9 protein-coding genes and 1 pseudogene are annotated in these 13,050 nt (G+C 73.6%); 6 read left to right on the top strand and 4 right to left on the bottom strand.

The window, feature by feature from the left end; translation table 11 throughout:
• Positions 1 to 33 precede the first annotated feature (33 nt).
• Complete coding sequence (locus O7612_RS21520) at positions 34 to 1,032, top strand: NADP-dependent oxidoreductase (RefSeq protein ID WP_282266915.1); 999 nt, start codon at positions 34 to 36, stop codon at positions 1,030 to 1,032.
• Positions 1,033 to 1,215: 183 nt separating this feature from the next.
• A complete protein-coding gene (gene hisF, locus O7612_RS21515; RefSeq protein WP_282266914.1) occupies positions 1,216 to 1,983 on the top strand; it encodes an imidazole glycerol phosphate synthase subunit HisF in 768 nt (255 codons plus the stop codon).
• 127 nt (positions 1,984 to 2,110) lie between these two features.
• Here the strand turns inward: hisF and O7612_RS21510 are convergent, their stop codons facing one another.
• Both O7612_RS21510 and O7612_RS21505 read right to left on the bottom strand, forming a co-directional pair.
• Positions 2,111 to 2,569 (bottom strand): hypothetical protein, encoded by a 459-nt coding sequence (locus O7612_RS21510; protein ID WP_282266913.1) that lies wholly within the window; start codon positions 2,567 to 2,569, stop codon positions 2,111 to 2,113.
• Positions 2,570 to 2,842: 273 nt separating this feature from the next.
• Positions 2,843 to 3,445, bottom strand: a pseudogene (locus O7612_RS21505) (hypothetical protein); the annotation flags it as partial.
• Positions 3,446 to 3,503: 58 nt separating this feature from the next.
• On the opposite strand from O7612_RS21505, the gene O7612_RS21500 reads away from it, so the two are divergent.
• Positions 3,504 to 4,961, top strand: a complete 1,458-nt coding sequence (locus O7612_RS21500) for a PLP-dependent aminotransferase family protein (protein ID WP_067314298.1) — start codon at positions 3,504 to 3,506, stop codon at positions 4,959 to 4,961.
• A 100-nt stretch (positions 4,962 to 5,061) separates the two neighbouring features.
• Positions 5,062 to 6,366, top strand: a complete 1,305-nt coding sequence (locus O7612_RS21495; protein ID WP_282266912.1) for a low temperature requirement protein A — start codon at positions 5,062 to 5,064, stop codon at positions 6,364 to 6,366.
• Positions 6,367 to 6,424: 58 nt separating this feature from the next.
• On the opposite strand, the gene O7612_RS21490 is transcribed toward O7612_RS21495, so the two are convergent.
• Positions 6,425 to 8,251: a long-chain fatty acid--CoA ligase gene (locus O7612_RS21490; RefSeq protein ID WP_282266911.1), complete on the bottom strand. Its 1,827-nt coding sequence runs from the start codon at positions 8,249 to 8,251 to the stop codon at positions 6,425 to 6,427.
• A gap of 210 nt (positions 8,252 to 8,461) precedes the next feature.
• Positions 8,462 to 9,091, bottom strand: coding sequence for a TIGR03085 family metal-binding protein (locus O7612_RS21485; protein ID WP_282266910.1), 630 nt, complete (start codon positions 9,089 to 9,091; stop codon positions 8,462 to 8,464).
• A gap of 167 nt (positions 9,092 to 9,258) precedes the next feature.
• Here O7612_RS21485 and O7612_RS21480 point away from each other — a divergent pair, with 167 nt between their 5' ends.
• Both O7612_RS21480 and O7612_RS21475 read left to right on the top strand, forming a co-directional pair.
• A complete protein-coding gene (locus O7612_RS21480; protein ID WP_282266909.1) occupies positions 9,259 to 11,133 on the top strand; it encodes an ABC transporter ATP-binding protein in 1,875 nt (624 codons plus the stop codon).
• Between the two features lie 127 nt (positions 11,134 to 11,260).
• A complete protein-coding gene (locus O7612_RS21475) occupies positions 11,261 to 13,042 on the top strand; it encodes an ABC transporter ATP-binding protein (RefSeq protein WP_282273989.1) in 1,782 nt (593 codons plus the stop codon).
• Positions 13,043 to 13,050: the final 8 nt, after the last annotated feature.

Genomic DNA, 13,050 nt, shown 5'->3' with positions numbered 1-13,050 from the left:
TCCACCACCATCGCGTACGAGAGGACGACACCGATGAGCAGCAACCGTGAGATCCACCTGGCCTCCCGCCCGCAGGGCTGGCCGACCGCCGACAACTTCCGCCTGGTCAGCACCGAGGTGCCCACCCCGGGGCCGGGGCAGATCGTGGTCCGTAACCAGTTCATGTCGGTCGACCCGTACATGCGGGGCCGGATGAACGACGTCAAGTCCTACGTGCCACCGTTCGCCCTGGACGCGCCGCTCGACGGTGGGGCCATCGGCGAGGTGGTGGCCGGCGAAGCCGACGGGATCCGGGTCGGCGACACCGTGCTGCACGGGCTCGGCTGGCGGGAGTACGCGGTGGTCGACGGCCGGTCCGCCCGCCGGGTCGACCCGGACGTCGCCCCGGTCAGCGCCTACCTGAGCGTGCTCGGGATGACCGGGCTGACCGCGTACGCCGGGCTGCTCGACGTGGCGGCGATGAAGCCGGGGGAGACCGTGTTCGTCTCCGGCGCGGCCGGCGCGGTGGGCAGCATGGTCGGCCAGATCGCCAAGCTCCGGGGCGCCGGCCGGGTGGTCGGCAGCGCCGGATCACCGGCCAAGGTGGCCCGGTTGACGGCGCTCGGCTTCGACGCCGCGTTCGACTACCACGACGGCCCGGTGCGGGACGCCCTGAGGGCAGCCGCGCCGGACGGGATCGACGTCTACTTCGACAACGTCGGCGGCGAGCACCTGGAAGCGGCGATCGGCGCGATGAACCTGCACGGCCGGGCCGCGATCTGCGGCATGATCGCACAGTACAACTCCGCCGAGCCGCCGGCCGCGCCGCGTAACCTGGCGCTGGTCATCGGCAAGCGGCTCACCCTGCGTGGCTTCCTCGTCGGCGACCACGGCGACCTGCGCGACCAGTTCGTCACCGAGGTCGGCGGCTGGCTGCGCGAGGGTCGGCTCTCCTACGACGAGACGATCGTCGACGGCATCGAGAACGCCCCCGACGCGTTCCTCGGCCTGCTCCGCGGCGAAAACCTCGGCAAGATGCTGGTCCGCCTCTGACCAGCCCGCCCCCGCCTCCCGCCCCCGCCCGACAGCGTTGATCAAGAGGTTTGCGCCCATCGTGACGATCGAACTGGCGTAAACCTCTTGATCAACCTCGGGGTGGCGGGGGTGGGGGGTGGGGTGGGCAGGGAGGGGGCACGGGGCGGGGGTGGATGGGGCGGGGTTGGATAGGCTCGACGTATGACGGTGGCGGTACGGGTGATCCCGTGTCTGGATGTGGACGCCGGCCGGGTGGTCAAGGGGGTCAACTTCCTCGACCTGCGCGACGCCGGTGACCCGGTGGAGCTGGCGGCGGCGTACGACCGGGCCGGTGCGGACGAGTTGACCTTCCTGGACGTCACCGCGTCCTCCAGCGACCGGGGCACCATGCTCGACGTGGTGCGCCGTACCGCCGAGTCGGTGTTCATCCCGCTGACCGTCGGCGGTGGCGTCCGACAGGTCGCCGACGTGGACGTCCTGCTGCGCGCCGGGGCGGACAAGGTGGGGGTGAACACCGCCGCCATCGCCCGCCCCGAGCTGATCGCCGAGATCGCCGACCGGTTCGGCCGGCAGGTGCTGGTGCTCTCGTTGGACGTCCGGCGGGCACCCGCCGGCACCACCCCCAGCGGTTTCGAGGTGACCACTCACGGTGGCCGGCGGGGCACCGGGCTCGACGCGGTCGAGTGGGCGGCGCGCGGTGCCGAGCTGGGCGCGGGGGAGATCCTGCTCAACTCGATGGACGCCGACGGCACCAAGGCCGGCTTCGACCTCACCCTGATCCAGGCGGTCCGCGCGGTGGTAGACGTTCCGGTGATCGCCAGCGGCGGTGCCGGCCGGGTGACGCACTTCCCGCCCGCGATCGGCGCGGGTGCCGACGCGGTGCTCGCCGCCAGCGTCTTCCACTTCGGCGAGCTGACCGTCGGGGAGGTCAAGGACGCCCTGCGCGCCGCCGGGCACCCGGTGCGCTGACACCCCCGCACCCCGTGGGCGGGCGCTCCCGCCCACGGGCACCCGGTGCGCGGACGCGCCCTGACTCCCGGGCACCCGGTGCGCGGACGCGCCCGGCCACCCCGCCCTCGTCCGGGGGCGCGCTGGGTCAGCGGCCGGTCTGGCCCTCGGGGGAGCGGCGTGGGGCCGGGATCGACCGGACCACGTACTCCTGCACGGCTGCGGCGTGGTCCTCCTCGGGCAGGTGCCACGCGGCGCTGCCCGGGGCGTGTCGCCGGACGAGCACTCCCTGGACACTGTCGACGGTGCCGCCCACCCCGGCCCGGGGCCGGGTGCGCCAGAGCTGCTCGCCGTCGGGGGTGATCCGGAACCAGCCGTCGGAGACGGTGACCAGCCCCGCGCCGACCAGCCGCTGGACCGCTGTCTCCACGTCGTGCCGTTCGGGTATCGCCTGGTTGAGGTGGTCGGCGGTGGACAGCACGTCGGTGAGTCGAACCCCTTCCGGGCGGCGGGAGTCCGCCGCACGCCGATGCCGTCCGGCCCCGCTGGCGATCACCAGTGACACGAAGATCCAGGCGTCCGTCCAGCGCCACGCGTTATCCCCCATGCACGAATGATGCCTGTAGGTGTCCGCTGAGGAAACACCTACTTTCCCCCTGTCATGTCAACGCAGCTCAGCGTGGTCACCCCCGACGCCCCGGAGCGCGGTCGCGCCGGAAACCGGTTCGGGGTGGCCCGATCCGGGGGCGTGCGGCGGCTCGGTGCCCGGTGCCCCGACGCCCGGCGCGGGGCGGGTCGACGGGGTGGGGACCGGTGTTCCGGCACCCGGTGCGGGGGCACCCGGTGCCGCTCGGGGCGGATCGGCGGGAACCGGTGCCGGCGGGACGGCGAAACGCGGAATGAAGAACTGGGTCAGCGGGCCGATGCCGAGCGCGTACCCGACGGTGCCCACACCGACGGTGCCGCCGAGCAGCCAGCCCAGGGCCAGCACGGTGACCTCGATGACGGTGCGGACCAGCCGGACCGAGCGGCCCGGCCGGCGGGCGACGTAGCCGGTCATCAGGCCGTCGCGCGGGCCGGGGCCGAGCCGGGCGCCGAGGTAGAGGCCGGTGGCCGCGCCGTTGGCGACGATACCGCCGAGCAGCAGGCCGGCCCGGACGGGCAGCGGCAGGCCGGCCGGCAGCAGGGCCATCGTGGCATCCACCACCAGACCGATCACCACCACGTTGCTCACCGTGCCGAGCCCCGGGCGTTGCCGCAGCGGGATCCAGAGCAGCAGCACGAGCGCGCCGACGGCGATGGTCACGGTGCCGAACGACAGGCCGGTCTGCCGGGCCAGCCCCTGGTGGAAGACGTCCCACGGGTCCAGTCCGAGCCCGGAGCGGATCATCATGGCCATGCTGACGCCGTAGAGGACCAGCCCGGCGAAGAGCTGGGTGAGCCGTCGGGCGGGACGGTGCCGGAGATTGCCAAGCAGAGCCATGCATGCCACCCTAGGGTCCAATGCTCCGCACAGAAGAGCCAATTCGACGGGAGTGGCCGTGACCAGCCAGGTGCGAGGGGTCCAATTGGCCCGGTTGCTCGGGCAGTGGCACGCGCTGCCGGGTCGTCGCCGCAGCCCCGACTACGCCGCGCTCGCCGCCGCGGTGCGGGGCCTGCTCGCCGACGGCCGGCTCCCGCTGGGGGTACGCCTACCCGCCGAGCGGGAGCTGGCCGAGGCGCTGCGGATCAGCCGTACCACGGTCACCGCCGCGTACCGGCAGTTGCGGGAGACCGGCCACCTGGCCAGCCGGCGCGGCGCGGGGAGCTGGACCATGCTGCCCGGCACCCACCGGGTCGCCAGCACCGGCCTGTGGACCCCGCTGGACGACCGCGACATGATCGACCTCGGGGTGGCCGCGTTGGCCGCCCCGCCCGAACTGGTCCCGGCCGCCCGGGCCGCCGTGGAGGATCTGCCACGCTACCTGTCCGGCGCGGGCTACCACCCGACCGGCATCATCGAGCTGCGTGAGGCGGTCGCCCGGACGTACACCGAGCGGGGGCTGCCCACCAGCGCCGAGCAGATCATGGTGACCAGCGGCACCCAGCACGCCCTGGACCTGGTGCTCCGGCTGGCCCTCGCCCCCGGCGGTAACGTCCTGGTGGAGTCGCCGACCTATCCGAACGCGCTCGCCGCGCTGGCCGCCCGGCGGGCCCGGATCAGCACCCACGGCCTCGCCGTCGACGCCGGCTGGGATGCCGACCTGCTGCTGGGCAGCATCCGGCAGACCCGGCCCAAACTGGCGTACCTGATCCCCGAGTTCCAGAACCCGACCGGTCACCTGATGCCGGCCGAGCTGCGGGAGCGGCTGGTGGCCACCGCCCACGCCGCCGGCACCGACCTGGTGGTCGACGAGTCCTTCGTGGACCTGCCGCTGAACGGTACGCCGCCGCCCCCGCCGGTCGCCGTCTTCGACCGGCACTCCCGGGTGATCTCCATCGGCGGGATGAGCAAGCCGTACTGGGGCGGGCTGCGGATCGGCTGGGTACGGGCCTCCGCCCCGCAGGTGCAGCGGCTGGCCGCGGCCCGGGTCGGGGTGGACATGGCCAGCCCGGTGCTCGACCAGTTGGTGGCGGTGCACCTGCTCGCCCAGGCCCCGGCGATCGTCGCGGCCCGCCGCGCGCAGCTCGTCACCCAGCGGGACGCCCTGCTCGACGTGCTCGCCGAGCGGCTGCCCGACTGGCGGGTCGGGGTGCCGCACGGCGGGGTCACCCTCTGGGTCGAGCTGGACGGCCCGATCTCCAGCGCCCTGGCCCGCGCCGCCGAGGAGGTGGGCGTACGGCTGGCCCCCGGCCCCCGGTTCGGCCTGGACGGCACCCTGGAACGCTTCCTGCGGCTGCCCTTCACCCTGCCCGCCGACGACCTGGTGGAGGCGGTCGGGCGGCTGGCGGCCATCCGGTACGACCTCGACCGGGGAGCCGGCCGCCCGCGCTGGCGGGAACCGGCCGTCATCGCCTGACCCGGCCGCGCCCCGGAGCCGCCGAGACCCGGCCCCGGTCCAGAGGCCCGTCGGGCCGAAAGCGGCCTGGCCGGGCGGTGCCGACTGGGAGACTGCCGGGGTGGGTAACCCGGGGTGGTCGCGTGGCGTCCGGCCCGGTGCGCCCGGCTCGCGGACCACCCGCCTGGAACTCTTCTACGACCTGGTCTTCGTCTTCGCCTTCTTCAACGTCACCGCGTTGACCTCGCAGGAGCCGACCGGCAGCAACCTGCTGCGCTGTCTGCTGGTGCTGGGGCTGCTGTGGTGGTGCTGGACCGGGTTCGCGGGCCTCGGCAACGCCGTCCGGGCCGACCAGGGGTGGCTGCCGGTGGTCGGCTTCCTCACCGGCACCGCCACCTTCCTGCTGGCGTTGAGCATGCCGGGGGCGTTCGTCGACGAGCCCGGCGGGCTGAACGGCCCGCTGGTCTTCGCCGGCTGCTACTTCCTGGTCCGGGCCTCCCAGTTGGCCGTCTTCGGCATGCTGGCCCGCGGCGACCCGACCCGGTGGCGGCAGTGGATCCGGCTCGCGCCGCTGCCGGTGGCCGCTACCGGGCTGCTGGTCGTCGCCGCGTCGCTGCCGGGGAGGATCGCCGGGGACGGCGCCGCGACCGCCCTGCAACTCGCCCTCTGGACGACAGCCCTGCTGGTGGAGTACGTGGTCGGGGTACGGGTGGGCGGGGCCTACTGGACGGTGCTGTCCGCCGGGCACTGGGCGGAGCGGCACGCCCTGATGGTGCTGATCGCGCTCGGCGAGTCGATCATCGCGCTCGGGGTCGGTCCGAAGTTCGTCACCGGCCTGCCGCTGACCTGGCCGGTGGTGATCGCCGCGGTCCTCGGCATCGCCGTGGCGTCGGTGCTGTGGTGGGCCTACTTCGACACCCTGGCCCTCGCCCTGGAGCAGGCGCTGCACCGCTGCCGCGACCCGGCGTCGCGGGCACGGCTGGCCCGGGACGCCTACACCTACCTGCACCTGCCGATCATCGCCGGGGTGATCTTCTTCGCCCTCGGGCTCAAGGACCTGCTGGTCGAGGTGGCCGACCCGGGTACCCCGCGCTGGGGGGATCCGCTCGGTGGCTACTGGATCCTGGTGCTCTACGGCGGGGTCGGCCTCTACCTGCTCAGTCTCGTCGCCTGCGGGCTGCGGGCGGTGCGGGTGCTGCGCTGGCCGCCGGTGGCGGCGGTGCTGGCGCTGGGTGCGCTCGCCCCGGTGGGTGCCCGGGTTTCCGAGGTGGCCGCGTTGGCGCTGCTGGCGCTGGTCTGCGTCGCCCTGGTCGCGGTGGAGACCCGGGGGCAGGGCCGCCGCCGGCACCGGGTGCGGCAGTTGGCCCTCCAGGAGCAGGAGGCGGCCGAGGTCGAGCAGAGCCGGTGGCGGCACGAACACCTGTGACCGACCGGCGGCGGTGTCCCGGGACGGGAGGACACCGAAGCCGGTCGGTCACCGACGCTCAGATCTCGGCCAGGCTGCCCGCGTACATCTTGTCGATCTCGGCGGCGAAGTTGCTCTCCACCCCACGGCGCTTGATCTTCAGGGACGGGGTCATCTCGCCGTCCTCGATGGTCAGGTCGCGGGGCAGGACGGTGACCTTCTTGATCGTCTCCCAGCGGTTGAGCTTGGTGTTCAACTGGGCGACGTGCTCCTCGACCATGGCCCGTGCCTCGGGCGAGGCGACGATCTCGGCGTAGTCGCGCCCCTCGAGCGGGCCACCCGCCGCCCAGCCCCGGATGGCGTCCGGGTCCAGGCTGACCAGCATGGTGCAGTAGTTGCGGGCCTGACCGATCACGATCGCCTGCGAGGTGTACGGGCAGATCGCCTTGAACATGCCCTCGATGTGCGACGGCGCGATGTACTTGCCGCCGGAGGTCTTGACCAGGTCCTTCTTCCGGTCGGTGATCCGCAGGTAACCGTCGCCGTCGAGGCTGCCGATGTCACCGGTGCGGAAGAAGCCGTCCTCGGTGAACGCGGCGGCCGTCTCCTCGGGCAGGTTGTGGTAGCCGCGCATCACCGGTCGGCCCCGGACCAGGATCTCACCGTCGGTGTCGATCCGGCACTCCAGGTCGCCCATCGCCCGGCCGACCGTGCCGATCCGCAGCCCGTCGGGCGGGTTGACGAAGTTGCCGGCGCTGGTCTCGGTCAGTCCGTACCCCTCGGAGATGGGCAGGTTGGCCGCGGCGAAGAAGGTGGAGATCTCCGCGCTCAACGGGGCCGCGCCGGAGACGAGCACCCGGATCCGTCCGCCGAGCCGGGCCTGGAGCTTGCTGAACACCAGCTTCTCGGCCACCGCGTACCTGGCCTTCAGCAGGCCCGGGACCGGACGGCCGGCCTGCTCCAGGGCGACCTTCCGCTTGCCGACCTCGACCCCCCAGGCGAAGATCTTCGCCTTCGCGCCGCCCGCGTCCTGCGCGGTGGTGACCGCCTTGTTGTAGACCTTCTCGTAGACCCGGGGCGCTCCGCACATCAGCGTCGGACGGATCACCGCGAGCATCTCGACCAGCTTGTCCACCCGGCCGTCGACGTAGGTGGGCAGGCCGACGTGCGTCGAGCCGCAGAGCAGCGTCTTGCCGAACGAGTGGGACAGCGGCAGCCACAGGTACTGCACGTCGTCGTCGCGCAGCAGGCCCGTCTCGGCCTGGACCACCCCCTCCCAGCACCAGCCGCCGTGCAGCAGCTCGACGCCCTTCGGCCGGCCGGTGGTGCCCGAGGTGTAGATCAGGGTGGCCAGGTGCTCCGGCCCGACCGGGGCGATCAGCCGGTCGACCAGGCCCGGGTCGGCGGCGAGAGCCTGGGCACCCCGCTCCTCCAGCTCGGCGAGGGTGAGCTGGGGCACCGCGGCGGCCGGGTCGGGGGTGCCGTCGAAGAGCACCACGTGGGTCAGGGCGGGCAACTGCGCGCCGGCGATCTTCGCGGCCTGGGCCGGGTTCTCCGCGAACAGCACCCGGGAACCGGAGTCGGCGATGATGTACGTCGCGTCCTGCGGCTCGGTGGTCGGGTAGACGGTGGTGGTCGCGCCACCGGCGCACATGATGCCGAAGTCGGCGACGATCCAGTCCAGCCGGGTGTTGGCCAGGATCGCCACCGGGTCCTCCAGCCCGACCCCGAGCCCGTGCAGGCCGGCGGCGACCGCGTCGGCCCGCCGGCCGACCTGCGCCCAGGTCAGCCAGACCGGCCCGGAGTCGTCCGCCGCCGGGTGGGCGAAGGCGTGCTGGTCGGGGGTCGCGGCCACCCGCTTGCGGAACATGTCGGGGATGGAGCGGTAGGGGACATCGAGAGCCATCGCGGTAGCCGCCTTCGGGGGTGGATGACGTGACGGGGGTCACGTCGCTCTGCGGTTACCGAAGGGTATTGCCTGCACCGGCGCATCGGCTAGCCCTCGAACCTGTGAGGCGGCTGAGTACCGCGCGGCCCGGCGTCGACCCGACCCCGCCGACCCCACCGCCCCGCCCGGCCGGTCCGCGCCGCCCGTCCCGGTGCGGGCAGCGGTCGGTCAGAGCCCCAGCCGGGCGGTGCGCAGGCGTTCGGCCAGCGCCGCCGGGCCGTCGATCTGGACCCGGGCCACCCGTTGCCGGCCGGAAAGGAACAGCACCAGTTCCCCGGGCGACCCGACCAGCCGGAGCCGCTCGCCGCCCCGACCGGCGGTCACCTCGCCGTGACCGGGCGCCTGCACCAGCAGGCTCGCCGGGAAGCGCCGGGCACGGGTCCGGACCAGCAGGGACACCGGCCGCCACAGCCGGGCGGCCAGCCCCGCCGGGAGGTCCCGGGGCTGCCAGCCCGACCGGGCCCGCCGGACGTCCTCGTGGTGGATGAAGAACTCCATGGTGTTGGCCACCTCGTCGGTCAGCGGGTTGCTGACCGGGCTCCACACCGGTGGGCGGCGCACCTGACCGACCAGTTCCGGCCAGGGCCGGTCGGCGATCCGCAGGCGCACCCGCTCGGCGTACCCCTGTAGCGGCGGCAGCAGGATGCCACCGGCGGCGTCCGGGCGGCGCTCCCGCACCACCAGGTGGGCGGCGAGGTCCCGGGCGGTCCACCCCTCGTTGATCGTCGGGGCGTCCGGGCCCACGTCCAGCATCAGGTCGGCGAGCGCCTCGCGCTCCATTCGGGCGTACCGCGGCATGCAGCGATGGTAGGTCGCCCGGCCGGCGCCGGCGCGGCGAGCGGTCCGCCGCGCCGGCGCCGGTGACCGGTCGGTGACGTGACGGTGGACATACCACGCCGGGCGGCGGAGGTGGCTGCGACCGGTAAGGATAAGGGAGATACTGGTGGCTTACGGCGGGGGAGAGCGTGACGAGCGGGACGAGTCGGGACGTGATCCTGCGGGGGCTGTCGATCCTCGGCCGGGCGATCCGGGAGCAACCGCGCATCTTCGCGGTGGCGGTCGCCGGCAGCGTGCTCTTCGGTGGGCTGGTGATCGCCAGCGCGTACGTGGTGGGCGCCGTCGTCGGCGACGTGGTGGTGCCGGCCGTCGAGTCCGGCGAGGTGGGCACCGGCACCCTGGCCCTGGCGGCGGTCGCGCTGTTCGGGATCAGCGTGCTGCGGGTGGTCGGCATCTTCGGCCGGCGGCTCGGCGCGGGTTACATGCAGTTCCGCCTCCAGGCCGCCTACCGCCGTCGGGTCACCCGCCGTTACCTGGACCTGCCGCTGTCCTGGCACCACCGCAACGCCACCGGGACGCTGCTGTCCAACGCCAACTCCGACGTGGAGGCGGCCTGGTATCCGATCGCACCGCTGCCGTTCGCGGTCGGCACGCTGGTGATGCTGGTCGGCGCGGTCGGCTCGCTCTTCGCCACCGACTGGGCGCTCGCCCTGGTCGGGCTGGCCGTGTTCCCCGCCCTGTTCGCGCTCAACGTGGTCTACTCCCGCCGGATGGCCCCCCGGCAGGCCCGCGCGCAGCGGTTGCGGGCCGAGGTCAGCGGCATCGCCCACGAGAGTTTCGACGGTGCCCTGGTGGTCAAGACCATGGGCCGGGAGGCCCAGGAGACCGCCCGGTTCGCCGGTCGCGCCGGGCAACTGCGGGACGCGCTGATCTCGGTCGGCCGGCTCCGGGGGGTCTTCGACCCGCTGCTGGAGACGCTGCCCAGCCTCGGCACCCTGGCCGTGCTGGTGGTCGGCACGATCCGGCTGCGGCAGGGCGCGATCAGCGTCACCGAACTGGTCAGCGTCGCCTTCCTCTTCACCGTGCTGGCCTTTCCGGTGCGGGCCATCGGTTGGGTGCTGGCCGAGCTTCCGCGCAGCGTGGCCGGCTGGGACCGGGTCAGCCGGGTGCTCGACGCCACCGGTGAGATGCCCTACGGGGACGTCGCCCTCGCCGACGACGGCCCGCCCGCCTCCCTGTCCTTCACCGACGTCCACTTCGGGTACGCCCCGGCCGAGGCGCACCTGCCCGGCACGCAGGTGCTCGGCGAGGTCACCTTCACCGTGCCCGCCGGGCGGACGGTGGCGCTGGTCGGGCCGACCGGCGCCGGCAAGTCCACCATCGCCTCGCTGGCGGTCCGGCTGGTCGACCCGGACAGCGGCACGGTGAGCCTGGACGGGGTGGACGTCCGGCGGCTCACCGCCGGGTCGCTCGCCTCGACCGCCGCCCTGGTCGCCCAGGTGCCGTTCATCTTCGACGACACGGTCCGGGCCAACATCAGCCTGGACCGGCCGGGCATCGACGACGCGGACGTCTGGGCCGCGCTACGGCTGGCCGAGGCGGACGGTTTCGTCGCCGCCCTCCCCGACGGGCTGGACACCATGGTCGGCGAGCGGGGGACCTCGCTCTCCGGCGGGCAGCGGCAACGGCTCACCCTGGCCCGCGCGCTGGCCGGTCGGCCCCGGCTGCTGGTGCTCGACGACGCCACCAGCGCGGTCGACCCCCGGGTCGAGGCGGCGATCCTGGCCGGGCTGCGGGCCCCGGCAGCCGGGCAGCAGGCCGCCGCGTCGATCCTGGTGGTGGCGTACCGGCGGGCCACCATCGCGCTCGCCGACGAGGTGATCTACCTGGAGCAGGGCCGGGTGCTGGCCCGGGGTACCCACACCGAACTGCTGGCCACCGTGCCCGGCTACGTCGACCTGGTCACCGCGTACGAACAGGCCGAGCAGGAGCGCGAGCAGAACCGCACGTACGACGAGGTCGCCCCGCTGCCATCGGGCCTGGAGATCGAGGTGGACCGGTGAGCGTGAGAAGTGCAGCGCAGCGGAGCCCCGCAGTCGCGAGCGGAAGGTTGGCCTGGTGAGCGCGAGGAGTGCAGCGCAGCGGAGCCCCGCAGTCGCGGACGAGGGGACGGTGCCGGTGAGCGCGGGTGTGGACGCGAGCGGTGGGGACGGGCGGGACGAGGGGACCTGGCAGACGTTGCGGCGAGGGCTGGCGCTCTCGCCGGAGCTGCGTACCGGGTTGGCCGGCACGATCGTCCTGGCGCTGGTCTACATGGTCGGCCGGGTGGCCGTGCCGGTCGCCGTGCAGCGCGGCATCGACCAGGGGATCGCCGTTCCCGGCGGCCCGGACCTGGGGGTGATCGTCAGCGTGGTCGCCGGCACGGCGGCGGTGCTGGTGGCCACCACCGCCTGTGGCTACCTGATGATGCGGCGGCTGTTCACGGTCAGCGAGACCGCGCTGGCCAACGTGCGGACCAGGGCGTTCCGGCACGTGCACGACCTGTCGATGCTGCACCAGCAGTCGGAGCGGCGCGGTTCGCTGGTGTCCCGGGTGACCAGCGACGTGGACCAGATCACCCAGTTCCTCCAGTGGGGCGGGGTCATCCTCATCGTCAACCTGGGTCAGCTCGCCGTCACCACGGCCGTGATGGTGGCGTACTCCTGGCAGTTGACGCTGGTGGTGCTCGTCGCCTTCGCGCCGGCGGTGCTGATGATCCGGCTGTTGCAGCGCCGGTTGGCCGGTGCCTACGGGGTGGTCCGGCAACGGATGGGCACCCTGCTCGGCACGATCGCCGAGAGCGTGGTGGGTGCCCCGGTGATCCGGGCGTACGGGGTGTCCGGTCGGACGGCCCGGCGGTTGGACGCGGCGATCGAGGGGCAGCGGGTGGCCCAGCAGCGGGCCATCCGGATCAGCATCATGGGCAGCTCGGTGGGGGAGCTGGCGGCCGGGGTGGCGCTGGCCGGGGTGGTGGTGGTCGGGGTGTCGCTCGGGGCGGACCGGACGTTGTCCATCGGCCAGCTCACCGCTTTCCTGTTCCTGGTCACCCTCTTCATCCAGCCGGTGCAGATCGCCACCGAGGTGCTCAACGAGGCACAGAACGCGATCGCCGGCTGGCGGCGGGTGCTCGACGTGCTGGACATCGCGCCGGACGTGGCCGATCCGGGGGAGCGGGGCCGGGAGCTGCCGGTGGGGCCGTTGGACATCCGGTTCGCCGACGTGACGTTCGCCTATCCGGGTGGGCCGCCGGTGCTGCACGGCGTCACGCTGGACATCGCGGCGAAGAGCCGGGTGGCGGTGGTCGGCGAGACCGGCAGCGGCAAGACCACCTTCGCCAAGCTGCTCACGCGGTTGATGGATCCGACACAGGGGCGGGTGCTGTTGTCCGGGGTGCCGCTGGACGAGGTGCGGTTCGATTCGCTGCGGTCCCGGGTGGTGATGGTGCCGCAGGACGGGTTCCTGTTCGACGCCACGGTCGGGGAGAACGTCCGTTTCGCCCGCCCCGAGCTGACCGACGCCGAGCTGACCGCCGCCTTCACCGAGCTGGGTCTGGCCGACTGGCTGGACGGTCTGCCGGCCGGCCTGGACACCGCGGTGGGCGAGCGGGGGGAGGCGCTGAGCGTCGGGGAGCGGCAGTTGGTCGCGCTGGCCCGGGCGTACGTGGCGGATCCGGACCTGCTCGTCCTGGACGAGGCGACCAGCGCCGTCGACCCGGCGACCGAGGTACGCCTGCAACGCACCCTGGACGCGGTCACCCGGGGCCGGACCACGTTGGCCATCGCGCACCGGCTCTCCACCGCCCAGGCCGCCGACGAGGTGGTGGTGGTGGACCGGGGCCGGATCGTGCAGCGCGGACCGCACGAGGAGTTGGTGCGTGACCCGGATTCGGTCTACGGCCTGCTCTACGCCTCCTGGCTGGAGCAGACCCGCTGACCGACGAC

Source organism: Micromonospora sp. WMMD987, from assembly GCF_029581435.1.
In the GTDB taxonomy this organism is placed as follows: Bacteria; Actinomycetota; Actinomycetes; order Mycobacteriales; family Micromonosporaceae; genus Micromonospora; species Micromonospora rifamycinica.
This window is presented reverse-complemented; position numbering and strand designations above follow the sequence as displayed.

Excerpts from the sequence above, each read along its gene's own strand:
- O7612_RS21520 (WP_282266915.1), top strand. The coding sequence starts at position 34 with ATGAGCAGCAACCGTGAGATCCACCTGGCCTCCCGCCCGCAGGGCTGG.
- hisF (WP_282266914.1), top strand. The coding sequence starts at position 1,216 with ATGACGGTGGCGGTACGGGTGATCCCGTGTCTGGATGTGGACGCCGGC.
- O7612_RS21510 (WP_282266913.1), bottom strand. The coding sequence starts at position 2,569 with ATGGGGGATAACGCGTGGCGCTGGACGGACGCCTGGATCTTCGTGTCA.
- O7612_RS21490 (WP_282266911.1), bottom strand. The coding sequence starts at position 8,251 with ATGGCTCTCGATGTCCCCTACCGCTCCATCCCCGACATGTTCCGCAAG.
- O7612_RS21485 (WP_282266910.1), bottom strand. The coding sequence starts at position 9,091 with ATGCCGCGGTACGCCCGAATGGAGCGCGAGGCGCTCGCCGACCTGATG.